This window comes from Mesorhizobium sp. M1B.F.Ca.ET.045.04.1.1 (assembly GCF_003952465.1).
Taxonomy (GTDB): Bacteria; Pseudomonadota; Alphaproteobacteria; order Rhizobiales; family Rhizobiaceae; genus Mesorhizobium; species Mesorhizobium shonense.
Window position 1 is genome coordinate 132,744 of record NZ_CP034448.1, and the last position, 24,153, is coordinate 156,896.

The window sequence follows — 24,153 nt, forward strand, 5'->3', positions numbered from 1 at the left end:
TGTTAGCGGTGCCGGGCGCCGCTCGTCAAGCGGCGCGACGGATCTGGCATGAATATCGGCACAATCGGCTTGTGCCACCGGCGGCAGGGCACCGCCGGCAGCAGGAGCCTGGAATCACTCGGCATCGTCCGGCGAAAGGGACTTCACAAGATCGATGATCCGGCGCCGCACCTTGACGTCCGGAATCTTGACGAAGGCGCGATTGAGCTGAAGCCCTTCCGGGCTGCCGCAGAATTCGATGGCGAAGGCCATCGAGGCGTCCTCGGCGAATCCCCGGTTGCCGGCCCCGGCCTCCTGACCGGGGGCGTCCTCGAAGAAGAAGGCGACGGGAACACTCAGGATGGAGGCTATCGCCTGCAGACGGCTGGCGCCGACCCTGTTCGTCCCCTTTTCGTACTTCTGTATCTGTTGAAACGTGATGCCGAGATTTTCACCCAGCTTTTCCTGGCTCATTCCAAGCATATTGCGACGCAACCGAATACGACTCCCGACATGGATGTCGATCGGATTCGGCTTCTTCTTGTTCTCTTCTGTCATTTTTTCCTCGCCGAATTTTTCCGGCTTTTTCTATTTTTCCCGCCCAAACGAAGCCGGAGCCACCTGCCCCAACAGACCCCCTCCAGCCGACTTCGAGAAAATTTTAGGCGTTACAGTATGAGTTTCTAATGTGCCGACTGTCAATTCACCCGTAGCCGCTGCCTTACATTCAATGTGAAGGCCGTCAGGGCAAACAGCAACATGATCAGCAATCCGTTAATGCGCCGCTGGTCGGCGGACAGCAGGGCGCGCCCAGAAATCGGCACATGCGCATCGATGGCGCCGCGCGCGTCGACCGCCAGGGCATCGACGATGCGCCCGCGCGAATCGACAACGGCGGAGATGCCGTTGTTGGCCGCACGCAACAATGGCAACCCGTTCTCCACCGCGCGAATCTGCGCCTGCCTGAAGTGCTGGTACGGGCCTGGCGTGTCGCCAAACCAGGCGTCGTTGGTGACGTTCACAATAAGTTCGGATGACGCCGCGTCAACCGCCACAAGGTCGGCAAAGATGACCTCGTAGCAGATGAAGGGAACCGCTCGCAGGCCGTTCGGCATCGCGATGGGATGGCGTTCGTTGCCGGCGGCGAAATTCATCGGTCCGGCGACGAGCTGGCCGATGCCGAAACGTTCGAACAGACCGGCAAAAGGCAGATATTCGCCGAATGGCACCAGATGCACCTTGTCAACGGCGTCAGTGATCTCGCCCTTGTCGTTGATCGCCACCACGGAATTGTAATAACGGCTGCCGGCATTTCCCGCGCCGCCCTCCTCGCGCACGACACCGGCGATCAGCATCTGGCCGTCGCCCAGCATATCGCCTAGCGCCGTCAGCGCGTCTGGACGCTCGGTGAACAGGAACGGCACCGATGTTTCCGGCCAGAGAATCAGCTGCGGCTTGGCATGGCCTTGCTCCGGCGCTTTCCCCGATATCCCCAACAACGTGGCGAAGATGCGGTCGCGCACCGAAGCGTCCCATTTCTCGCTGAGATCGACGGCGGGCTGGACGATGCGAACATCGATCGAGCGGGTGGCAGGCTCGGCCGGGGCGGCAAGCCTGAAATAGCCGAAGCCGACATCGGCGGCGACCAGGATGACGAACAGGGCAAGACCCAGCCTCAGATGCCGGCGCGCGGCGATGAGAGCGGGCAACGAAAAGACGAAGACCGCGAGCGCGTTCATGCCGATCATGCCGGTCACCGACACGCTCTGCATCAGGATCGGCACCGGCATCGCGGCGTAGCCGACGGCATTCCACGGAAAGCCGGTGAAGAGAAAATCGCGCAGCCATTCGGCAAGGCCGAAGCCGAAGGCGAGTGCGGCTATGCGGCCGATATCGCTGCTCCAGAAAAGCCGCGCCACGACCGCCGCAAAGCCGTAGAAAAAGGCAAGCGCGAGGGGGATGCCGACCACGGCGAAAGGCAAGGCCCAGGCGAAGGTGTCGGCCTCGACCAGAAGTGCCTGGCCGATCCACCAGAGGCCGGCGAGGAAATAGCCGAAGCCGAACCACCAGCCGATGGCAAAGGCCGGCCTCAGGCGCTTCAGCCACCCGTCGGAGGCCTCGCCGGTCGCGCCGTCGAGCAGCCAGACAAGCGCCGGAAACGAGACGAAGCAGACGGCGAAGAAATCGTAAGGAGCCTGAGCGAGAACCGCGAGCGCGCCCGCGAAAAACGCCACCAGCGATCGCCGCCACCCCCACAGCAGAATTATCCGGCCGGCAAAGCGCTGCATATAGCTTCCCAAGTCGCGCGAATCAGGGTGCCAGAGATTTAACAGGCCGCGCCGCCTGCTCCAAATGACGGTGATTTGAGGAAACGTCTTTCTAAAGCGCGTCGCGTCGAAACGAGCGACGCGCTTTAGATTTTTTTGTGCATGTCGTTTTTCCCAAAACCGCTGCACACTTTCGGGCGACGTGCATTAACGATGCCAACCCTCGATGCGCAGGCCGCTTAGTCTCTCGGCGTCCTCTCGTGGCACTACGCGCACGGTCTGCGTGAAGGTCCAGACATGGCCTTCCGGGTCGCGGGCGCGATATTGCCGCTCGCCGTAGAAATGGTCGGCCGGCTGGTCGATGATTTCAGCCCCCTTCGCTCGCGCTTTTTCGCAATGGGCGTCGAGGTCTTCCTTCAAACGGATGTAGACCGACTGGGTATTCCTGCCGCCGACCGAAGCTGGGCTGGCGATGTGCTCGGCCCATTCGGAATCGACGATGATGTAGCCGTCGCCGAACCGCATTTCGGCATGGACGAGCCGTCCATCCGTATCGCTGACCAGCATGCTCGGCTCGAAGCCGAACGCCGCCTGAAGCCAGGCCAGGGCCGCGCGCGGATTTCGATAGAAGACGCCGGAACCGAGGACGGCATGCTTGAACGGGTCGTCGACCGGCATGACGCGACGAAATCAGGCCTGCTCGGTGCGCGCAGCGCGGCGGCGCTGCCGTTCGCCCTTCGGGCTCTGCACGATGCGCACCCGCTTGACGCGGCGTGGGTCGGCGTCGAGAACGTGGAACTCGAAGCCAGGTATGGCCTGCACCACCTCGCCCCTGGCCGGGACGCGGCCAAGCGTGTTGAAGATCATGCCGCCGATGGTGTCGACATATTCGCCATGCTCGCCGGCGGCGAAATCCTCACCGATCATCTTGGCGACCTCGTCGATCTCGGCCTTGCCGTCGACGACGAACACGCCGTCGCCCGTCTGGGTGACCATCGGCTCGTCGTCATCGTGCTCGTCCTCGATGTCGCCGACCACCATCTCGACGATATCCTCGAGCGAGGCGAGGCCGTCGGTGCCGCCATATTCGTCGATGACGAGCGCCATCTGGGTGCGCGTCGTCTGCATGCGTCCCATGAGGTCGGAGGCAAGCATGGAAGGCGGCACGAACAGCACAGGGCGGATCAGGTCGAGATCGCCGATCGTGCGCGCGAGATCGACCTGGGCGAGATCGAGAACGGTCGGCGCCGGGTTCTTCCTGTTCGCGCGGCCCTTCTTGACGCGGGCGAGCTTGGTGATGTGGGCAAGAACATCGCGGATGTGGACCATGCCGCGCGGGTCGTCGAGCGTCTCGGAATAGACCGGCATGCGGGAATGGCCGGATTGTTCGAAGAGGCCAAGCAGATCGCCAAGATTGGTGGCGATCTCGACCGCTTCGATGTCGGCGCGCGGCACCATCACATCCTCGACGCGCACTTCGCGCAAGCGCAGGATGTTGTTGAGCATGGCACGTTCGCCGGGCGAGAAGGATTCGGCATCGGTGGCCGTCTCAGCCAGCGCGTCGGCGATCTCCTCGCGCAAATTGGTGCCGTTGCGGTGCCGGAACAGGCCGAGCACGCGATCGAAGAGCGAAGGACCGGCATGCGAAGGCTCAACGGCCACGCTGCCGGTCGGAATACTCGGACTGGAGCCCTCTTCCGACTTCTCGGAAGGCTTGGCCGCACTGCCGGCATCCGGACGGGCGGCAGTTTCTGGTTTGTCGTTCATCGCCATCAGGTCAATTGGTCTTTTTTGTTACGCGTAGGGATCGGGAATGGCAAGCCTCGCAAGCGCCGCGCGCTCGATCGCTTCCATCTCCTCGGCCTCGGCGTCGGTCTCGTGATCATAGCCCAGAAGATGCAGCAGGCCATGGATGACGAGATGGGTGATATGGTTCGCCAGCGGCTTGTCTTCCAGAGTGGCCTCACGCGCGACCGTCTCGGAGGCCAGCACGATGTCGCCGAGCATCGGCGGCAGCTTGCCGCCTTTCGGGAAGGAAAAAGCCGGGAAAGACAAGACGTTGGTCGGTTTGTCCTTGCCGCGCCATGCGGCGTTGAGGGTCTGGATATGAGCGTCGTCGGAAAAAACGATGCTGAGCTCCGAGGCGCCGCTTGCGCCGGTCTCGGTAAAGGCGGCCGCCACTGCACGATCTACCAGGCGTGTCAGCTCCGCTTCCTCGGGCCAGTCGCCGGCCTCGACGAAAATATCGATGTCGACCGGCGTCTCGCCGCTGGATCCCGGATTATCAGCCATGGGGCTTGATCAGTTCTCGGTGCCGAGGCCTCTGGCCAGCTTGCCGTCGCGGTCATAGGCCTTGACGATCTCGGCAACCAGCGGATGGCGCACGACGTCGCCCTCGTTGAAGCGGACCGTGACGATGCCCGGCACGCCGTCGAGGATACGCAGCGCCTCGACCAGGCCCGACTTGGTGTTGGGCGGCAGGTCGATCTGGGTCGGATCGCCGGTGACGATCATGCGCGAGTTCTCGCCGAGACGGGTCAGAAACATCTTCATCTGCATCGGCGTGGTGTTCTGCGCCTCATCGAGGATCACGGCCGCATGCGCCAGCGTGCGGCCGCGCATGAAGGCCAAAGGCGCGATCTCGATGACCTCGGCGGCGATCGCCCGCTCGACCTTGTCGGCCGGCATCATGTCGTAGAGCGCGTCATAGAGGGGCCTGAGATACGGATCGACCTTCTCTTTCATGTCGCCGGGCAGGAAGCCCAGGCGTTCGCCGGCTTCGACCGCCGGACGCGACAGCACGATGCGCTCGACCATGCCGCGCTCGAGCAGCATCGCCGCATGCGCCACCGCCAGATAGGTCTTGCCGGTGCCGGCCGGGCCGATGCCGAAGACCATTTCGGAGCGCTCCAGCGCGCGCATATAGGCGTCCTGGTTGAGCGAGCGGGCATAGATCGTGCGCTTGCGCGTCGCGATCTGGGCGGCGGAGACCTTGCCCTTGCGCTCCATGGTCGGCAGCGTCAGCTGGTCGTCGGCGGCGATCGCCATGCGCACGGCGCCGTCGACATCCGACTGGCCGATATCGGCGCCCTTCTGCAGAATGCCGTAGAGCGTATCCAGCGCGCGGCGCGCCTGTTCGGCGGCCGAAGCCGTGCCTTTGATGGCGAGCTGGTTGCCGCGCGAGCGGATATCGACGCCGAGCTTCTGCTCGAGCCGGGCCAGGTTCTCGTCGAATTGGCCGTAAAGGGCGCTGGCAAGCTTGTTGTTGTCGAAGGTCAGTACGATGTGCGCCATGTCGGAGGCCCCGGATGCCTGGCTCTGGGGCGGATTCTTCAGTTCAGCAGCGCTCAACCGTCTCTCCTCATCTGCCGAGGCTTGTGGCTATGCATGTCGTGTCCCAAAACCGCGAGTACTTTTGGGCGACATGCATCAGGCCAACTCGGCGAACAGGCTGTTTGGACCTGTCTTCGTGATTCGTACGTCAATAATGTCACCGATTCCACCGGCCTTGTCGTCAACAATAACCGGCTGCAGCCATGGCGATCGACCAACTTTCTGGTGGGGACGGCGGCCCGGCTTCTCGATCAGTGTGCTGACGGTGCGGCCGACCATGCCGGCGATGAAACTCTGCTGCTGCTCGTTGATCAGCGCCTGCAGGCGCTGCAGCCGCTCATCCTTCACGGCTTCCGACACATGACCGTCCATCTCGGCGCCCGGCGTGCCGGGACGAGGCGAATATTTGAACGTGAAGGCCGAAGCGTAATTCACCTCTCGCACCAGCTCGAGCGTCGCCTCGAAATCCTCTTCCGTCTCGCCGGGGAAGCCGACGATGAAGTCGCCGGACATGGCGATATCGCCGCGCGCGGCGCGGATGCGCTCGATGAGGGTCAGATAGTCGCGTGCCGTGTGCCTGCGGTTCATCGCCTTGAGTATCCGATCGGAGCCAGACTGCACTGGCAAATGCAGATAGGGCATCAAGGCGGGCAGGTCACGGTGGGCGGCGATCAATTCGTCATCCATGTCGCGCGGATGGCTGGTCGTATAGCGCAGCCGGGCCAGGCCAGGGATTTCCGCCAGGCGGAAAAGCAGGCGGCCAAGACCCCATTCCTCGCCGTTTTCGCCCTCGCCGTGCCAGGCGTTGACGTTCTGGCCGAGCAGCGTCACCTCGCGCACGCCGGCCTCGGCCAGACGCTCGGCCTCGGCGACGATCTGCGCCACCGGGCGCGAGACTTCGGAGCCGCGCGTATAAGGCACGACGCAGAAGGTGCAGAACTTGTCGCAGCCTTCCTGCACAGTGAGAAACGCGGTGACACCGCGCTTGGCCACCTCGGCGCGCTTCGGCTGCGGCAGGTGCTCGAACTTGTCCTCGATGGCGTAGTCGGTCTCGACGATCTTTGCGCCGCCGCGCACCCTCGCCAGCACGTCGGGCAGACGGTGATAGGTCTGCGGGCCGATGACGAGATCGACCGCTGGCGCGCGTCGGATGATCTCTGCACCTTCGGCCTGCGCCACGCAGCCGGCGACGCCGATCAGCAACTCGCGGCCGGCTTCGGCCCGCTCGGCCTTTATGTCGCGGATGCGGCCAAGCTCGGAATAGACCTTTTCGGCCGCCTTCTCGCGGATATGGCAGGTATTGAGGAGCACCAGGTCGGCGTCTTCTACGGCATCGGTCGCGGCATAGCCGTCGGCGGCCAGCGCATCGGTCATGCGCTGGGAATCATAGACATTCATCTGGCAGCCATAGGTCTTGACGAAGACCTTTTTCGCCGCCGGGACGCCAGCCGAGTGCTCGGGCGTAGCACCGATCTCGTGACTTTCAATCGTGTTCAATTCCATCGGGCGGCTTCTAACGCCTTTCCGTGACAAAAAACAGACGATTCTGGCGGGTTACGGCGCCGCGCGTTCGGTTTTCGCTTTATGCGCTAAAGCGCGTCGCGATCTTTCAGGTTCGCTCCGTGCGCTTTAGGTTTTTGATTTTACGCATGTCTTTGTCCCGAAACCGGTTCCCACTTTCGGGAGACATGCTTTAGCGGCTGGGATGTGGGTCAGCGAGCGTGGCTTGCATCATCTCGCGCACCTTCGCTTCCATCAATCTTGCCGTTTCCTTGCGGTTCGAACCCTTGGAGAACGGCACCGGGTCGCCGAAATGCACTTCGGCATCGAGCGAGCCTTCGGCAAGCAAACCCTTCAAATGCGGCATCAGATCCTGGTCGCCGATCCAGGCGGCGATCGGCCGGTGACGGCGGCCCATCGGCACGCCGTGCAGGCGCGTGTAGGCGATCGCCACCGGCTGGATGAACACCTGGTCTGCAGCCCCTTCCGAAATCGCCATCGAGGCCGCACCGAACAAAGTGCTCTTGAACGGCAGCACCAGATTGCCGTCGCCGGTCGAGCCCTCGGCGAACAGCACCATCGCATCGCCCTTGGCCATGCGCCTGGCGATCTCGCTCGCCTGGTCGCCGGAGGTGCGCTTGCGGTCGCGTTCGATGAAGACGGTGCGCTGCAGCTTGGACAGCATGCCGATCAGCGGCCAGCCTTCCATATCGGCCCGGGCAATGAACTTCACATCGACAAAAGAGCCGAGCACCATGATGTCGGTCCAGGAGATGTGGTTGGCCGCGATGAGCAAGGGACGCTCCCTCGACAGCTTGCCCTTCACGTGCACGCGCATGCCGAGCGCCTTGAGGATCATGCGGTGCCAGATTTTCAGAACGACCGTCTCCGGCCAGAGCCCAGTCTTCATCGACAGTATCTGAAGCGGCACCATGACTAGCGAGCCGACGACGACGAGGCCGAACGCCAGGAAAATCCGCAATTTCTTGATCATCAACGCGCAGGCCCTGTCATTACAGCGCTGCGCCCTCACAAGCGCGCGAAAGACGCTGTAACACCCCAATTTGGCGCACGACCTGTTCCGAACCTCCGGTTCGCGGTCATGCGCGGTCTGGCTAGCGAAGATCGCGGCGCATGACAAGCGCGCCGGTCGGGCCGTTCTCGGTCGACCGGTAGTAGTTCGGACGCTGGCCGACCTGGCGGAAGCCGAGCCTGCGGTAGAGCGCGATCGCCGGCGTGTTGGTCTCGTCGACTTCCAGGAAGAGCGCCTCGGCGCGCTGCGCGTGCAGTTCGCGAAGCACGGCGTCCATCAATTGCCAGCCGAGCCCCTGGCGACGATGCGCGCGGGCCACGGCAACCGTCAGGATCTCGCCCTCGCCCGCCGCCAGACGCGCCAGCACGAAGCCGACCGGAGGCTTTGCTCCCTGCCCGGTCTCGCGCGCGGCGTAGCCGAACACGGTGTCCTGTTCGAGGAGCGCCGCGAACTCACCATCGGTCCAGGGCCGGACGAAGTCCTCACGGTGCAACACCGAGACGGCGCCGCTGTCGGCAACCGTCAGCGGCTCAAGCGCATAGTCCCTGCGGCGCGGTTGAAGAAAAGGTATGCGCATCAGGATTCTTTTTCTCCTGAGCCCCGCTTTCGGGGACTCTGGCCTTGTTTTTCCGGACCATGACCTTTCGGCCGGTCCTGTCTCGGCAAAATGAAACCAGCCTGCGGCTTGGCGTCGGCGCCGCGCAGATAAAGCGGCTTCGGCTTTTCGCCTGGCCCCTTGGCGGCGGCGAGCCGGGCGTAGGTCGCGATGTCCGCCGTGGCGGCGACCGGCCCGATGTCGAAGGTAGGTCCTGCCGCCGCGGCGATCTGCGGCGCGGCGGTGCCGGCTAGAACCGCGGTCGCCTTGGCTGCCATTGCGGCGGCTTCGGAAAGCGTGGCCACGGCAGGACCGTAAGTCAAAACTAACGCTTTGTCGAAAAGAGCCGCATGGAGCTCCTCGCGGCCGGCGTCGAGCGCGGCAAGCACGGGGCGGCCGGGAAAGGCATCCGCAGCCTCCGCCGCCAGCGCTTCCAGCGTCGTCACGCCGATGGCCGGGATCTTCAGCGCCAGCGCCAGGCCGCGCGCGGTGGACACGCCGACACGCAGGCCGGTAAAGGAACCCGGCCCGATCGAGACGGCGACGGCACCCAAGCCTCGGTAACCGATCCCGCCGGCCATCAGGGCAGTCTCGATGACGGCCATCAGATGCTCGGCATGGCCTTTGCCCAGATCGAGCGCCTGCCGGCCAAGTTCGATGCCCGCGCCCGCGTCATAGACGCAGGCGGCACAGAGATTGGCGGCACAGTCGATGGCGAGCAATTTCATGCAGGCAGCTTCATACGGGTAGCTTCATGTGGCCGGTTAACGCACTGGATCGAACGCCTTCCCTGTGCCCGGCATGGCCCGCCGCTGCAAGGGCCAGGCCGCATAAATGTTAAGCGGCTTTGCTTCCGCCAGCCGCGATGCGCAGCATGTGGTTGTCCCAGACATAGTCGGGCTCGGAGCGCGAAGCACCGGCGCCGCCGACGATCTCGCCGGCGCCGGTCGTCGCCATGAAGTCGGCGCTGTCCGGGGCGAGACCGCAAACCTCGACAAGCGACCTTGTCGCGACCACGCGCCCGCTGGCGGCATCAATCACAGCCAGCGAATTTCCCTCGGGCGAGGTGAAGGCGACCGTGCCTGCGGCGGAATTGGCGGCGACCGAGCCGATGTAGTTGCGAAAGCCGGAGAGCACGTCCTGCGGCATCTCCAAAAGCTCTAGCTCCTTGCCGCGTGCGGCGCGACCGACCAGCGCCGGGCAGTCGGTCGCCGGCCCGCGATACTGGCAGCCGAACCAGACGGTGCCCGCCTGGTCGCGGTCCATGTGGCGGATCGAGAGCTGATGCAGCGCCGGCGGCAGCTCGTGCTTTTCGATCAGGTCGCCGGTGACGCGGTCGACCAGCGTATAGGACGGCTTCATCGTCGCGATGTTCAGCTCGGCGCGGCCGAAATCCGGATGCGTCTCGATGCCGCCATTGGCAATGGCGAGTGTCCTGCCGTCGCCGAGCAGCAGCAGTTCGTGCGGGCCCATGCCATAGGTCGGGAACTCGCCAATGCGGTTGAATTTCGCCTTCGCGTCATAGACGCCGACGACGCCGGCGGCGTTGTCAAAATCGTTCTCGGTGGCGTAGAGCAACGCGCCGTCGGGCGAGAACACGCCATGACCGAAGAAATGCCGGCCGGCGATGCTGGCGATGGTCAATGGCTTCTCGCGGCCGGCATGGTCGAAGACGACCGCGAAGGTGCCGGGCTGGCGGGCGAAGACGACCGAGCGCTTCGACACCGGGTCGAAGGCGACGTCGTGGCCGCGGTCGGGCAGATCGACAGTGTGCAGGATCCTGCCGGCCTCGGAGAGCACGGCGGCGCCAAAGCCGCCGTCACGCTTGACGAAGGCCGTAGCAAAGACGGCGTCAGCGGCAAGCGTTTCCGCCCAGGCGCGCGGCGCCATGGCAGCGGCGAAGCTTGCACCGGCAGCGCGCAGGAAATCGCGACGATCGATGAGCGCGGTCCTCACAGCATCAATCCCCATCGAGCGAGGAAAAGCCGGCGGTCAGGCCGAACTCGGCGGTCATCCTGGTGCCGATCAGCGTCGAAAGACTGGAGGTGATCAGCGCGAAGTGCTCGAGCTTGCCGCGCAGTGCCGGATCGGCAAGCGCCTTGTCGATCGGACCGGTGACGGACTTCGCCGTCGCCACGCCATTGGTGAGCTGGATGTGGATGGATTCCGCCATCCACCGCGCATCGCCAGGCAGCGCATCGCCGAGCTTCGAGGCCTGGAACAACTGGTCGATGCCGGACAGGTTCCCGGCCAGAGAGCTCGTCGTGTTTTGCGAGCGCCAGTAAATCGCCTGCTTCGGCTTGTCTGCGTCAGGTTTCGCGCCAAGGAAACCCTTGAGCCGCACGTCGCGGATCATTTCCAGCTCGTTGATGAAAACGCCGACCAGTTCCGTCACCGCTTCGGTGCCATCGCGATAGAGCGGGTTCTTCGGTCCCGGATTGGCCCAGAGTGAAGCGAAGCCGTCCGGCTTGCTCCAGGCGTCGCGAACCTCGCCGGCGATCGCCTCGATGTTGCCGGCGACGGCAGCGCCATAGGCGCAGCGATAGGGTTCGTTCTTCCCGGTAAGCGTTTCGGCGCCGTCGCCGAACAGCACATATTCGAGCGCGCCGAGCCCCTGCATGGCGACGCTCTTTCCCGCCAACTGCGCCGGAACCGTCGCGGAAGGGTCTTTCGCGGCGAGCGTCGCCTGCACCTGCCTCAAACCGATGCTCTTGCGGTCCGGCCAATAGAGCATGCGCTCCAGCCGGTTGTTTTCCTTGATCGGCCCGAAGGCGATGATCTCGGCCACCGACCAGGCTTCGACCGTAGCCGAATAATCCGCGCGCGCCGCGTCCAGATTTTGCCGGGAGGGGACATCGCAAAGCTGCTGCATCGCCTTGGTCAGGCTCGCGGCATGATCGTCGAGGCTGGCATAGGCCGGGCGCACGAAGCCGTCGATCGCGCGCCCGATGACGTCGGAGGCTTTGACCGCGGCCGAGGCCGGCCATGCAGCAGCCAGAAACAGGGGAACAGCAAGCGCGGCTGCCAGGCGTTTCGACATCATAGCGACTCCAAAAATTTGATCAGCGCATCACGGTCGGCGGCGGCGGCGCCAGCAAAGCGGTCGCTCGCCTTCCGGCCCTCGCCGCCATGCCACAGGATCGCCTCGGCGAGGGTTCGAGCCCGCCCGTCATGCAGATAGAAGCTGTTGCCGTTGACAGTCGCGGTCAGGCCGATGCCCCATAGCGGCGGCGTGCGCCATTCGCTGCCGCTCGCTTCCCCCACACGCTGCCCGTCGGCAAGGCCCTCGCCCATGTCGTGCAGCAAGAAGTCGGAATAGGGCCAGATCAGCTGGAACGCCTGCGCCTTATTGGGCGTGCCTCGCATGGTGACGAATTTCGGCGTGTGGCAGGAAATACAGCCCATCTCATAGAACTGCTTCTTGCCGGCAAGAACTTGCCGTGTGCCGAGGTCGCGCCGGGCCGGCACCGCAAGGTTCTGCGAATAGAAGGTGACGAGGTCCATGACCGGGGGCGGCGCTTCCGCGGTGCCCAGACGCTGCTGCACGCCATCCGGCATGGCAAGGCAATCCTTCTCAGCCCTGGTGCAGTCGCCCCAATGCTTCGGCTCCTCCGGCGTCGAGATGCCGATATCGCCGGCAAAGGCATCGGCGGCCTGCTGGCGGATCGATGCGGCCTGCGCCTTCCAGCCGAAACGGCCAAGCGTCGGTTCGCCGCTCAACGCGTCGCGGACGATGTTCGGCCGGCCCGAAATGCCGTCGCCGTCGCGATCGTCCGGATCGGCATGGGCGAGGATGTCGGAGGGCGCGATCTGCTCGATCAGGCCGAGGCCGATCATCGGCGGCGTCAGGCGCGGCGACAAAGTGGTGCGTGGATCGAGCGGGCCATAGCCCAGATCCTCGACAGAGTAGCTGGGCTTGCGCAGCGAAACGACGGCGCCGTCGCTGAGCGTGACCTTCTCTTCCGAATAATCGACGCGCATGCGGCCTTCGCTCTTGAGGCCTGGAACCGCAAGATCCTGCAATTGCGAGCCGTAGACCGGATCGGGGAAGTTCAGCGCCTTGTGGTCGGCAAGCGCTGCCCTCTCTTCGGCATTGCTTGCGTCGCGCGCCAGCCGCAGGAACATCGACGTGGAGCCGATGCCGCCTTCCGGTGGCCGTCCGCGCCCGTCCTTCAGGTGGCAGTTCTGGCAGGCGCGTTCGTTGAACAGCGGGCCGAGCCCATCAGAGGCCTGGGTCGACGACGGCGACGACACCCAGTTCTTGCGGAAAAGCGCGTTGCCAAGCTTGAAGGTCGCCTCTTCCTCGAAAGTGATGTTGGCGGAAGACTGCGAGAAGGCGTCGCGGTTGACGTCCTTCTCCGACGTGCCGGCGCCGCCCTGCATCAGCTCGAACGGCTCGGGCTTGGAGAAATCCGTGGTCGGCCGGGTGACCGCCAGCACCCGCGCCTGATCTTTCGGCGTCAGATCGGTGCGGCTGGTCGGCAGACCGGACGGCTCGCCAGGTGAGGTCGATGTAGCAAGCATGATTGCCAGCGGGAGCAAAACCCCGCGACAAATCCGGTATCGCAGGTCCTCCTGAAGCGGCAGGCCATCAACTTCGGCCCGCCGCGTGCGGCGCGAAAGGTTTACGGGGCGCCGCATTCCCGCATGTCCTTACTCCGCCTCGTTGGCCGAGTCGGCGTTGAGCTGGCCGTATTTTTCCTCGCCGATCGAGGCAAGCAGGTCGAGCTGCGTCTCCAGGAAGTCGATATGGCCTTCCTCGTCGGACAAAAGGTCCTCGAACAACTTCATCGACACATAGTCTCCTGCCTCCTGGCAGATCTCGCGCGAGCGCTTGTAGGAGGTGCGCGCGTCATATTCGCCGGCGAGATCGGATTCGAGCACTTCCTTGACGTTCTGGCCGATGCGCAGCGGCGCGACGGACTGCAGGTTCGGATGTCCTTCGAGGAAGATGATGCGGGCCACCAGCCGGTCGGCGTGGTGCATCTCCTCGATCGATTCCGCCCGCTCCTTCTTTGCGAGCTTGGTGTAGCCCCAGTCCTCGAGCAGACGATAGTGGACCCAGTACTGATTGACGGCCCCAAGCTCCAGAAACAGGGCTTCGTTAAGCCGCTCGATGATCTGCGGTTCGCCTTTCATGGAATCTGCTCCCGTATTGGACCCGCAAGCCTCTTACGCGGTCCAGGTGTGAAACGAGGTCCGCGCCGCTCCGCTCTGAACGGGCGTGGTAGTTCTCGGTGACCCGAATGATCGTTTCCACCACATTTGGGAAGCAGCCGCAACAGCGGCCGCGCTTGTGCATGGCATGATAGACCTTGGCCGGCACAATAAGCTGCCAGGGATCTTCATCCAGCAGACCAATGATCGTCTGCTCGATCTCCTTTTCGGTAATGATGTTGCAATGGCAGATCAGCATTTACTTGCTCTGGCTGACGGCGCCGCTCCGGCGCCGTTTGGCTTGTTTCTCAATCGGGCATGATCTTGGCCAAAAACCGGCTTCCACTTTTTGGGATCATGCCCCGGTCCTACTTGAACACCTTGGCTTACTTGAACACCTTGTCGGGCGCATCGAGGCTGTCGGATCCCTCGAAGGCGATGGCGTTGAGCTTGAGCGAACCGACGGCGCGCTCGATCGACTTGGTCTGGTCGATCAGCGCGTCGATCGCGGCCTGCACCGTGGCGTTGCCTTCCGCATTGCCCTCGGCGATCTGCTGGTCATAGGCCTCGCCGGCCAGCGCGCGCGCCTTGATCGCTTCCATCCTGGCGACCGTCACGTCGAGCTTGTCAGACAGTTCCTTGCCGATGGCCGGATCGGCCGCCTTCACCATGTCGGAGACTGACGGGCCGGAAACCACCGTGCCGTCTAGCCGCGTGTAGCTGGCGTGATAGGCGGCGCGGATGCCGACGGCGTCGTAGAGATGCGAGTTGTAGGTGTTGTCGGAGAAGCAGTCATGCTCCTCCTCCGGGTCGTGCAGCAGGAGGCCGAGCTTCATGCGCTCGCCGGCAAGTTCACCGTAAGACAGCGAGCCCATGCCGGTGAAGATTGTCGAAATGCCGGCGTTCGTCTCGCCATCGACGAGATTCTTTCGAGCAGCGCCATCTTCCTTCCAGTCGTTGACCATCTCCTGCAGGTCGGAGACCAGCAGATCGCTCGCCGATTTCAGATATTGCGCGCGGCGGTCGCAATTGCCGCCGGTGCAGTTCTTGAGATCGTAGTCGGTATAAGGACGCTCGCCGGCGCCGGGTCCGGTGCCGTGCAGGTCCTGGCCCCAGAGCAGGAATTCGATAGCGTGATAGCCGGTCGCGACATTGGCCTCGACGCCGCCGGCCTCCTGCAGCGTGCCGGACAGGAATTCCGGCGTCAGCTTCGAGGCATCGACCTTCTTGCCGTTGATCTCGATCTCCTTGTTGGCGATGACATTGGCCGTATAGAGCGCGTTCTCGTCCGACTCCGTGCCGTAGCTCTTGGCGACATAGTCGATCAGGCCTTCGTCCAGCGGCCAGGAATTCACCCGGCCTTCCCAGTCGTCGACGATCTTGTTGCCGAAGCGATAGACCTCCGTCTGCTGGTAGGGGATGCGCGCCGCCTTCCAGGCCTCACGAGCGGCGTTGAGCGTCTCGGCCGAGGGCGTGGCGATGAGCGCATCGACGGCCTTGTCGAGCGCCTGCGCGGTGGTCAGCGAGTCCTCGTACTTGGCCAGCGCGATGTCGGCATAGGTCTTGATCACCGCCTTCGCGTCGGTTTCGGCTTTCGCCGGCAGCACGAACACGGCGGCCGTCAGCGCCGCGGTGGCGCCGATCGCGGCAAGCCTGCTGCCCCAACGTGGCGTGACAATCCGTGGCGAAATTATCGCTTTCATCAATCCCATCTCCTCAGAAATTCAATGACATAGAAATGCGGCCGCCGGCGAACGGCGCCAGCGCGAGCACGAATGGCCGAAAAGGCAAGGGTGCCACGCGACGGCGCGGCCAATCAGCAAAAGACACCGAAATGCCTCCAATCGAAAGGGTTCAAGGCCCAGACATCAAAGGAATGCGCCGGGAGCGCAGCCCTCCATAAAGCGGCGGAGCGGCTGGAAGTCAACTGGTTCGCCAGAGAAAATTCAATTGAAACAACAGTTTAGAATTATTCTAAACTGCAATTATCAACTTTAAACCCAGCGAAGGCGCCGAACATCCGGATTGACAGGCGGCCATTCTGGGTGCGACCCGGATCAAGGCTCTTGCGGCGGCGGCAGACAATCGCCACCTGCCGGAAGATCCTAGATTTGAGGACAAAAAGGACTGAGATGAAGAACGGGGTGGTGATTGTCGGTGCGGGCCATGCCGGCGTCCAGGCAGCCGCAAGCCTGCGCGAGGAAGGCTATGACGGACCGGTCGTCCTGGTCGGCGACGAAAACGAGCTGCCCTATCACAAGCCGCCGCTGTCCAAGACCTTCATCAAGGATGCCGAAGCCAAGCCGCAGCCGTTGCGCGGCGAAGCCTTCTATTCGGGCAACGCCATCGATTACCGGCCGGGTGTGCGGATCGACAGGATCGATGCCGGCGCCCGCAGGCTGGACGTAGCGGGCAGCGGCACGATTTCCTTCGACCGGCTGGTGCTCGCGACCGGCTCGCGGCCGCGCCTCCTCAAGCTCGACGGCACGGAACTCGCCGGTGTGGTGTCGCTGCGCTCTCTGGCCGACGCGCGGCTGATCCGCGAGTTGAGCGCTGAGAGCGAGGACGTCGTCATCCTCGGCGGCGGCTTCATCGGGCTGGAGATCGCGGCGACGCTACGGGCCGCCGGCCGCAAGGTCACCGTCGTCGAGGCCGTCGACCGGCTGCTCGGCCGTGCCGTCGCGCCGGTTATCGCGGCCCATGTGCGCCAGCGCCTGGAAGCGATGGGCGTGCGCATCATGACAGGAACCACGGTTTCCCGCCTCGAAGGCGACGGCGGCCGCGTCTCGGCCGCGATCACCTCGAGCGGCGAGCGCCTGCGGGCGCAGATGGTCATCATCGGCATAGGCGTGGTGCCCAATGTCGAGCTGGCGGAAGCCGCCGGCGTCACGATCGGCAACGGTATCCGCGTCGACCAGCATATGCAGAGCTCTATCGCCGAAATCCTCGCTGTCGGCGATGCCGCCTCCTACCGCCACTGGTTCACCGGCGGCGACGTGCGGCTGGAATCGGTGCAGAATGCCACGGACCAGGCGCGGCTTGCCGCGCGCACCATCCTCGGCCATGCCGAGCCCTTCTCCGCCATGCCGTGGTTCTGGTCGGATATCGGCGACATGAAGCTGCAGATGGTCGGGCTGACGCAAGGCGGCGACAGCCATGTCGTGCTGGGCGAGCCGGCCGAGAACAAGTTCTCGATCTACCACTATGCCGGCAACCGGCTGCTCGGCATCGAATCCGTCAACCGCCCGGCCGACCACATGCTTGGCCGCAGGATGCTCGGCGCCGGCTTCTCGCCCGCGCCGCAGACGGTCGCGGCGGGACCGGACGCGCTGAAGGCGGCGCTCGCAGCGTTCCAGGAGCCCGCCAGGGCGACGGGCTAAGGTTGAAGCGCGCCGCACTTACACGGCACGGGCCTCACGGATCGATGCCTCCAGAATGTCCAGCGCCTCGGTCATGACGCCGTCCTGGATGGTGATCGGCGACAGGAAGCGGATGACGTTGCCGTAGACGCCGCAGGTGAGCAGGATGAGGCCCTTGTCGAGCGCCTTCAACCTCACCGCATTGGCGAATTCGGCCGACGGCAGGCCTTTCTTGACGTCGTTGAACTCGACGGCGTTCATGAAGCCCGGGCCGCGGATGTCGACGATCTCCGGCACGTCGTCGCGGATCGATTCCAGCCTCTGCTTCAGCCTGGCACCCAGCGCATTGGCGCGGTCGCAGAGCTTTTCCTCCTCGATGACGTCGAGCACCGCATGGGCCGCGGCGACGCCGATCGGGCTGCCGCCATAGGTGCCGCCAAGGCCGCCGGGGCCGGGCGCGTCCATGATCTCGGCGCGGCCGGTGACAGCCGACAGCGGGAAGCCGCCGGCGAGGCTCTTGGCCATGGTAGTGAGATCGGGCGCCACGTCATGGTGGTCCATGGCGAACATCTTGCCGGTGCGGGCAAAGCCGGTCTGCACCTCGTCGGCGACAAGCAGGATGCCGTGCTGGTCGCAGATCTTGCGCAGCGCCGTCATGAAATCGCGCGGCGCCTCGTAGAAGCCGCCCTCGCCCTGCACCGGCTCGACGATGATGGCGGCTACGCGGCCCGGGTCGACATCGGCCTTGAACAGCTTGTCGAGCGCGGCGAGCGAGTCGGCGACGGAGACACCGTGCAGCGCGACCGGGAACGGCGCATGGAAGACATCGGCCGGCATGGCGCCGAAGCCGATCTTGTAGGGCACGACCTTGCCGGTCAGCGCCATGCCCATGAAGGTACGGCCATGGAAGCCGCCGGAAAAGGCGATGACTGCCTGGCGGCCGGTGGCGTTGCGGGCGATCTTGATGGCGTTCTCGACCGCCTCGGCGCCGGTGGTGACGAAGACCGTCTTCTTGTCGAACTTGCCGGGCAGCATGCCGTTCAGCCGCTCGGCCAGCCGCACATAGCTCTCATAGGGCACGACCTGGTGGCAGGTGTGGGTGAAGCGGTCGAGCTGCGCCTTGACCGCCTCGATGACCTTCGGATGGCGATGGCCGGTGTTGACCACGGCGATGCCCGACGAGAAGTCGATGTAGCGGCGGCCCTCGACATCCCAGATTTCCGAATTCTCGGCGCGGTCAGCGTAGATCTGCGTGGTCATGCCGACGCCGCGCGAGATCGACTGATTCTTGCGTTCGGAAATGGCTGAATTCTTCATCTCATCCCTCATCGGGCAAGCGCCCGTTCTGTTTTTGAAGCCGTCAAAGCCTCTTCTGACCTTATTTCAGGTTTTCCTCAAGTCGGCACATTGGCCCGGTCGATTGGGCCTGCCCTAAAAGCAATTCCAGGAAAAGTGTGAAGCGGTTTTCCGTGCTGAATTGCGTCCAACAAAAAGATAGAAATCGATCTTAAACAGGCCGGCGATGAACGTACGGAAATGGTTTCCTTTTCCCGCCGATCAATTATCCTCTTTTATCCGCGACGTGCCGCCATCAGGAGCGGCTCCCTGCGGGCTGAGGGGAACCATGAGCAGGAACGCGACATCGTCCGCCTTGCCGTCTTCGCCGCCCAGCCTCCTGTCTCGTTCAAATGTCTTTTTGCTGCTGGCCTGCGCCGCCACCCTCTCCGTCGCCGGCTGCCAGAAACAGCAGGCGGCGGAAAAGAAACTGCCGGTGATGGTGACCACGCAGACGGTCGCGCTTGCCGATTACGCGCCAAGGACCTCGCTGACCGGCGTGATCGCGGCCCGGACGCTGAACAATCTGTCGTTCCGTGTCGGCGGCCGCGTCGCCGAACGGCTGGTCGATGTCGGCCAGCATGTCGACAAGGGCGCCGTGCTTGCCCGCATCGATCCGCAGGAACAGGAATCGGACCTGCGCTCAGCGCAGGCCGATCTCGACGCGGCGCAGGCGCAGCTCACCCAGGCAGCGGCCACCTACCAACGGCAAAAGACGCTGCTTTCGCAGGGTTTCACGACCAGGCGCGACTTCGATACCGCCGACCAGACGCTGAAAGTCGCGCAAGGCAGCGTCGACGCCGCGCAAAGCGCTCTGGCCAACGCCAGGGAGAACCTTTCCTACACCGAGCTCAAGTCGGGTGCCGCCGGGGTGATCACCGCGCGCCAGGTCGAGGCCGGCCAGGTGGTGCAGGCGGCGCAGACCGTCTTCACCATCGCCGAGGACGGCGACCGCGATGCCGTCTTCAACGTGCACGAGACGCTCGTTGCCAGAACACCGTCGTCGCCGGCGGTGACGATCACGCTGCTCTCCGACCCGCAGGTCAAGGCGGTGGGGAAGGTGCGGGAAATCTCGCCGGCGGTCGACACCGCATCGGGATCGATCCGGGTCAAGGTCGGCATCCCTGACACGCCCGCCGGCATGCCGCTCGGCGCCGCCGTGATCGGCACCGTCAGCGCCAAGGCGGTGAGGGCCGTCCTGCTGCCGTGGCAGGCGCTGACGTCCAGCGCCGGCAAGCCGGCTGTCTGGGTCGTCGATCCGTCGAGCAAGGCGGTGGAGACGACGCCGATCGAGGTGCTCGCCTTCGATTCCGGCGTGGTCGTCGTCGAGAAGGGGCTGCAAGAAGGCCAGAACGTCGTCACCGCGGGCGGGCAGTTGCTCAGTCCTGGCCAGACGATCGAGATCGCAGGAGTGAGCCAATGAATCGGCTACCGCTTACTGCCGCCCTCCTGCTCATTGCATCGCTTGCCGCCTGCTCGCGCTCGGAGGAGAAGCCGCCCGAGATCATCCGGCCGGTGCTGTCGATGGTCGTCGAAGCGAAGACCGTCGAGACCTTCGGCTTCGCCGGCTCGGTCGAACCGCAATACAGCGCCGACCTTTCCTTCCGCCTGCTTGGCCGCGTCGTCTCGCGCGACGTCAAGGTCGGCGACATCGTCAGCAAGGGGACGACGATCGCGGCGCTCGATCCGACGGCGCTGGAGCTTGCCGTCCAGGCCTCGAAAGCCGATTTGTCGAACGCCCAGGCGCAGTTTGCCAATGCCGCAGCCAGTGAAGATCGGCAGCGCCAGTTGCTCGCTTCCGCCAACACCTCGCAGGCCGTGTTCGACGCCGCGCAGCAGGCGAGACAAGCGGCCGCGGCCGGGGTCGACCGGGCGAATGCCGCTTTGGCCAAGTCACAGGAGCAGCTCGGCTATGCCCGGCTGTTTTCCGATTTCGACGGCGTCGTCACCGCGGTCGGCGCCGAGGTCGGCCAGACTGTTTCGCCTGGACAAACCGTCGTCACCGTGGCGCGCACCGATCCGCGTGAGGCGGTGGTCGACATCCCGGACCAACTGACCGGCGAGCTCACCGTCGGCACGCCGTTCCAGATCATCCTGCAGTCGCTGCCCACCATCACGACGGAGGCAAAGCTGCGCGAGATCGCGCCGCAGGCCGAAGGCTCGACCCGCACCCGCCGCGTGCGGCTGACGCTGACCGACCCTCCGTCGGCGTTCCGGCTGGGCTCGACGATCACCGCGACCCGCATGACCAAGGTCGCGCCGACCATCACGCTGCCGATGTCGGCGCTGCTCGAAAAGGACGGCGCCGAGAAAGTCTGGATCGTCGATCCGCAGTCCTCGAGCGTGAGCGCGCGCGAGATCAGGATTGCAGCGAAGAATGGCGGCACCTTCACCGTGGCGTCGGGGCTCGAGGCCGGCATGCGCGTCGTCACCGCGGGTGTGCACAGCCTGAGCGAGGGCCAGAAGGTCAAAGTGCCGGAGGGAGGGGTCTGATGAAAGGCTTCAATCTCTCCGACTGGGCGCTCAGCCACCGCTCGCTGGTCTGGTATTTCATGCTGGTCTTCGTGGTGGCCGGCATCTTCTCCTACCTCAACCTCGGCCGCGAGGAAGACCCCGCCTTCACCATCAAGACGATGCTGATCCAGGCCAACTGGCCGGGCGCCTCGGTCAACGAGACAGTGCGCCAGGTGACCGACCGCATCGAGAAGAAGCTCGAGGAGCTCGACAGCCTCGACTACACCAAATCCGTCACCACCGCGGGCAAGACCGTCATCTTCGTCAACCTGAAGCAGAACACCAAGGCGCACGACGTCGTGCCGACCTGGCTGCAGGTGCGCAACATGGTCGACGACATCGCGTCGCAGTTCCCGCAAGGTGTGCAGGGGCCGTTCTTCAACGACCGCTTCGGCGACGTCTACGGCAACATCTATGCCTTCACCGCAGACGGGCTGACACCGCGCCAGCTGCGCGACTATGTCGAGGATGTCCGGACCAAGATCCTGACGGTGCCGAACGCCGGCAAGGTCGATCTTGTCGGCGCCCAGGACGAAGCGATCTATCTCGAATTCTCTTCCCGCCAGATCGCCGCGCTCGGCCTCAACCAGCAGCAGATCGTCGCCAGCCTGCAGGCGCAGAACGCGATCACCCCGTCGGGCGTCATCCAGTCCGGACCGGAGCGGATCAGCGTGCGCGTCGGCGGCCAGTTCACCTCCGAAGAGAGCCTGCGCGCCATCAACCTGCGCGTCAACGACCGTTTCTTCCGGCTGAGCGACGTGGCGACGATCAGGCGCGGCTATGTCGACCCGCCGACGGCCTTGTTCCGCTTCAACGGCCAGGACGCGATCGGACTCGCCATCGGCATGAAGCCCAACGCCAATCTGCTGCAGTTCGGCGAAGCGCTGCACGAGGAGATGAACAAGGTGCTGGCCGATCTGCCGGTCGGCGTCGGCGTGCATCTGGTGGCCGACCAGCCGGTCATCGTCGAGGAAGCCGTCTCGGGCTTCACCCGCGCGCTGTTCGAGGCGGTCGCCATCGTGCTCGCGGTTTCCTTCATCAGCCTTGGCCTGCGCGCCGGCTTCGTCGTGGCGTTGTCGATCCCGCTGGTGCTGGCCATCACCTTCACCGTCATGGCCTATCTCGGCATCTCGCTGCAGCGCATTTCGCTGGGCGCCTTGATCATCGCGCTCGGCCTTTTGGTCGACGACGCCATGATCGCGGTGGAGATGATGGTGGCGCGGCTGGAGGTCGGCGACAACCTGCGCAAGGCGGCGACCTATGTCTACACGTCCACCGCCTTCCCGATGCTGACCGGCACCCTGGTGACGGTCGCGGGCTTCATCCCGATCGGCCTCAACTCGAGCGCTGCCGGCGAATACACCTTCACGCTGTTCGTCGTCATCGCGGTGTCGCTGTTGGTGTCATGGATCGTCGCCGTGCTCTTCGCGCCGCTGCTCGGCGTCACCATCCTGCCGGCGACGATGAAGGCCAAGCACCACGACCAGCCGGGGCGATTCACCTCCATGTTCCGGCGCGTACTCGTCCTCTCGGTGCGCCGTCATTGGCTGACCATTATCGCGACGGTGCTTCTGTTCGCCGCCTCGATCGCCGGCTTCGGCCTCGTCCAGCAGCAGTTCTTCCCGCCCTCCGACCGGCCTGAGCTGATCGTCGACTGGAACCTGCCGCAGAACGCCTCGATCGCCGAGACGCGCGACCAGATGGAGCGCTTCGAGCAGCGGGCGCTGGTCGGCAATCCCGACATCGACCACTTCTCGTCCTATATCGGCCAGGGCGCGGTGCGCTTCCTGCTTGCCTATGACGTGCAGCCGGCCAATCCCTATTTCGGCCAGACCGTAATCGTCACCAAGAGCATCGAGGCGCGCAACCGGGTCAAGCCGGCGCTGGAGAAGCTGCTGCGCGAGGAGTTCGTCGGCACCGACGCCTTCGTCAAGCCGCTCGAGCTCGGGCCGCCGGTGGGGCGTCCGGTGCAATACCGCGTCGGCGGACCCGACATCCAGACCGTGCGCGAGCTGGCGCAGCAATTCGCCGGCATCATCTCGGCCAATCCGAAGCTCGGCGCGCCGACCTTCGACTGGAACGAGCCGCAGCGCGTGCTGAGGGTCGACGTGTTGCAGGACAAGGCGCGCCAGCTCGGCATCACCTCATCCGACATCGCCAGTGCGCTGAACAGCACGGTCGGCGGCGCGACGATCACCCAGGTGCGCGACGCGACCTATCTGATCAATGTGGTGGCGCGTTCGCGCGAGGCGGACCGCAGCTCGATCTCGACGCTGCAGAACATGCAATTGCCGACCGGCACCGGCGAGTCGATCCCGTTGGCGGCAATCGCCAACTTCCGCTACGACCTCGAGCAGCCGACGGTGTGGCGGCGCAACCGCACGCCGACGATCACCGTGCGCGCCGGCCTGGTCGGCGACGTGCTGCCGGCGACGGTCGTCAACGAGCTGAAGCCGGCGGTCGACGCCTTCATCGCCAAGCTGCCGCCGGGCCATTCGGTGCAAACCGCCGGCTCGGTCGAGGAAAGCGCCAACAGCCAGGGCCCGATCGCGGCGGTCGTTCCGCTGATGCTGTTCATCATGGCGACCATCCTGATGGTGCAGTTGCAGAGCTTCCAGCGCCTGTTCCTCGTGGTGGCGGTGGCGCCGCTCGGCCTGATCGGCGTGGTGGCGGCACTGGTGCCAAGTGGCGCGCCGCTCGGTTTTGTCGCCATCCTCGGCGTGCTGGCGCTGATCGGCATCCTGATCCGCAACTCGGTCATCCTGATCGTGCAGATCGAAGACCTCGTCGCCGAGGGCAAGGACCGCTGGGCGGCCGTGATCGAGGCGACCGAGCATCGCATGCGGCCGATCGCGCTGACGGCCGCGGCGGCGAGCCTGGCGCTGATCCCGATCGCGCGCGAAGTGTTCTGGGGGCCTATGGCCTACGCCATGATGGGCGGCATCATCGCCGGCACCGCGATCACGCTGCTGTTCCTGCCGGCGCTTTATGTGACGTGGTTCCGGATCAAGGAGCCGAAAGGCGGGGAAGGCGTGCAGAACGAAGCGCTGCCGGAGGGAGAAGAGGCGGCAACATGACTTG

At 64.6% G+C, this 24,153-nt stretch carries 23 protein-coding genes; 5 read left to right on the forward strand and 18 right to left on the reverse strand.

All coding sequences use genetic code 11. From position 1 onward, the window contains the following. Positions 1-114: 114 nt before the first annotated feature. From EJ071_RS00605 to EJ071_RS00680, 16 genes are all read right to left on the reverse strand, one after another. Positions 115-537: a helix-turn-helix transcriptional regulator gene (locus EJ071_RS00605; protein WP_126086026.1), complete on the reverse strand. Its 423-nt coding sequence runs from the start codon at positions 535-537 to the stop codon at positions 115-117. A gap of 140 nt (positions 538-677) precedes the next feature. After that, positions 678-2,267: an apolipoprotein N-acyltransferase gene (lnt, locus tag EJ071_RS00610; RefSeq protein WP_126096338.1), complete on the reverse strand. Its 1,590-nt coding sequence runs from the start codon at positions 2,265-2,267 to the stop codon at positions 678-680. A gap of 186 nt (positions 2,268-2,453) precedes the next feature. Beyond that, positions 2,454-2,924: a VOC family protein gene (locus EJ071_RS00615; protein ID WP_126096339.1), complete on the reverse strand. Its 471-nt coding sequence runs from the start codon at positions 2,922-2,924 to the stop codon at positions 2,454-2,456. A gap of 12 nt (positions 2,925-2,936) precedes the next feature. After that, positions 2,937-4,013, reverse strand: a complete 1,077-nt coding sequence (locus EJ071_RS00620; RefSeq protein ID WP_126096340.1) for a hemolysin family protein — start codon at positions 4,011-4,013, stop codon at positions 2,937-2,939. Positions 4,014-4,040: 27 nt separating this feature from the next. Beyond that, positions 4,041-4,538 carry an rRNA maturation RNase YbeY gene (gene ybeY, locus EJ071_RS00625; protein ID WP_126096341.1) on the reverse strand — a complete coding sequence of 166 codons (498 nt, stop codon included), beginning with the start codon at positions 4,536-4,538 and terminating at the stop codon, positions 4,041-4,043. Between the two features lie 9 nt (positions 4,539-4,547). Next, positions 4,548-5,540: a PhoH family protein gene (locus EJ071_RS00630; RefSeq protein ID WP_245460396.1), complete on the reverse strand. Its 993-nt coding sequence runs from the start codon at positions 5,538-5,540 to the stop codon at positions 4,548-4,550. Between the two features lie 135 nt (positions 5,541-5,675). Continuing rightward, positions 5,676-6,977, reverse strand: coding sequence for a tRNA (N6-isopentenyl adenosine(37)-C2)-methylthiotransferase MiaB (miaB, locus tag EJ071_RS00635; RefSeq protein WP_245460397.1), 1,302 nt, complete (start codon positions 6,975-6,977; stop codon positions 5,676-5,678). Positions 6,978-7,272: 295 nt separating this feature from the next. Further along, a complete protein-coding gene (locus EJ071_RS00640) occupies positions 7,273-8,073 on the reverse strand; it encodes a 1-acyl-sn-glycerol-3-phosphate acyltransferase (protein ID WP_126096344.1) in 801 nt (266 codons plus the stop codon). Between the two features lie 121 nt (positions 8,074-8,194). Continuing rightward, entirely contained in the window at positions 8,195-8,689 is a 495-nt protein-coding gene (gene rimI, locus EJ071_RS00645; protein ID WP_126096345.1) for a ribosomal protein S18-alanine N-acetyltransferase, read from the reverse strand. Next, the gene (gene tsaB / locus EJ071_RS00650) at positions 8,689-9,435 is read right to left on the reverse strand and encodes a tRNA (adenosine(37)-N6)-threonylcarbamoyltransferase complex dimerization subunit type 1 TsaB (RefSeq protein ID WP_126096346.1); all 747 of its coding nucleotides are present in this window, start codon (positions 9,433-9,435) and stop codon (positions 8,689-8,691) included. Before tsaB ends, rimI begins: the two co-directional genes overlap by 1 nt. A 109-nt stretch (positions 9,436-9,544) precedes the next feature. Further along, positions 9,545-10,663, reverse strand: coding sequence for a DUF1513 domain-containing protein (locus EJ071_RS00655; RefSeq protein ID WP_126096347.1), 1,119 nt, complete (start codon positions 10,661-10,663; stop codon positions 9,545-9,547). 4 nt (positions 10,664-10,667) lie between these two features. Beyond that, positions 10,668-11,747: an imelysin family protein gene (locus EJ071_RS00660; RefSeq protein WP_126102431.1), complete on the reverse strand. Its 1,080-nt coding sequence runs from the start codon at positions 11,745-11,747 to the stop codon at positions 10,668-10,670. Then, positions 11,747-13,348, reverse strand: a complete 1,602-nt coding sequence (locus EJ071_RS00665; RefSeq protein ID WP_126096348.1) for a di-heme oxidoredictase family protein — start codon at positions 13,346-13,348, stop codon at positions 11,747-11,749. Before EJ071_RS00665 ends, EJ071_RS00660 begins: the two co-directional genes overlap by 1 nt. 12 nt (positions 13,349-13,360) lie before the next feature. Next, positions 13,361-13,846, reverse strand: a complete 486-nt coding sequence (gene bfr, locus EJ071_RS00670) for a bacterioferritin (protein WP_059184973.1) — start codon at positions 13,844-13,846, stop codon at positions 13,361-13,363. Beyond that, positions 13,812-14,123: a (2Fe-2S)-binding protein gene (locus EJ071_RS00675; RefSeq protein ID WP_126096349.1), complete on the reverse strand. Its 312-nt coding sequence runs from the start codon at positions 14,121-14,123 to the stop codon at positions 13,812-13,814. The genes bfr and EJ071_RS00675 overlap by 35 nt, the downstream gene beginning before the upstream one ends. 127 nt (positions 14,124-14,250) lie before the next feature. Continuing rightward, on the reverse strand, positions 14,251-15,567 hold the full coding sequence (locus tag EJ071_RS00680; RefSeq protein WP_126096350.1) for an imelysin family protein: 1,317 nt from the start codon (positions 15,565-15,567) through the stop codon (positions 14,251-14,253). Positions 15,568-15,639: 72 nt separating this feature from the next. Here EJ071_RS00680 and EJ071_RS00685 point away from each other — a divergent pair, with 72 nt between their 5' ends. Both EJ071_RS00685 and EJ071_RS00690 read left to right on the forward strand, forming a co-directional pair. Next, entirely contained in the window at positions 15,640-15,831 is a 192-nt protein-coding gene (locus tag EJ071_RS00685) for a hypothetical protein (RefSeq protein WP_126096351.1), read from the forward strand. Positions 15,832-15,996: 165 nt separating this feature from the next. Next, positions 15,997-17,244 carry an FAD/NAD(P)-binding oxidoreductase gene (locus tag EJ071_RS00690; RefSeq protein WP_126096352.1) on the forward strand — a complete coding sequence of 416 codons (1,248 nt, stop codon included), beginning with the start codon at positions 15,997-15,999 and terminating at the stop codon, positions 17,242-17,244. An 18-nt stretch (positions 17,245-17,262) separates the two neighbouring features. Here EJ071_RS00690 and EJ071_RS00695 read toward each other — a convergent pair whose 3' ends face one another. Together EJ071_RS00695 and EJ071_RS39125 are read right to left on the reverse strand one after the other, a co-directional pair. Beyond that, positions 17,263-18,540 carry a 4-aminobutyrate--2-oxoglutarate transaminase gene (locus EJ071_RS00695; RefSeq protein WP_126096353.1) on the reverse strand — a complete coding sequence of 426 codons (1,278 nt, stop codon included), beginning with the start codon at positions 18,538-18,540 and terminating at the stop codon, positions 17,263-17,265. Between the two features lie 240 nt (positions 18,541-18,780). Continuing rightward, on the reverse strand, positions 18,781-19,008 hold the full coding sequence (locus tag EJ071_RS39125; RefSeq protein ID WP_245460145.1) for a hypothetical protein: 228 nt from the start codon (positions 19,006-19,008) through the stop codon (positions 18,781-18,783). Here EJ071_RS39125 and EJ071_RS00700 point away from each other — a divergent pair. Genes EJ071_RS00700 through EJ071_RS00710 form a run of 3 tightly spaced genes read left to right on the forward strand, consistent with a single transcriptional unit; the run spans position 18,998 to position 24,149 of the window. After that, complete coding sequence (locus EJ071_RS00700; RefSeq protein ID WP_245460398.1) at positions 18,998-19,981, forward strand: efflux RND transporter periplasmic adaptor subunit; 984 nt, start codon at positions 18,998-19,000, stop codon at positions 19,979-19,981. The genes EJ071_RS39125 and EJ071_RS00700 overlap by 11 nt on opposite strands. After that, entirely contained in the window at positions 19,978-21,051 is a 1,074-nt protein-coding gene (locus EJ071_RS00705; RefSeq protein ID WP_126096355.1) for an efflux RND transporter periplasmic adaptor subunit, read from the forward strand. Before EJ071_RS00700 ends, EJ071_RS00705 begins: the two co-directional genes overlap by 4 nt. Then, complete coding sequence (locus EJ071_RS00710; RefSeq protein WP_126096356.1) at positions 21,051-24,149, forward strand: efflux RND transporter permease subunit; 3,099 nt, start codon at positions 21,051-21,053, stop codon at positions 24,147-24,149. The genes EJ071_RS00705 and EJ071_RS00710 overlap by 1 nt, the downstream gene beginning before the upstream one ends. Positions 24,150-24,153: the final 4 nt, after the last annotated feature.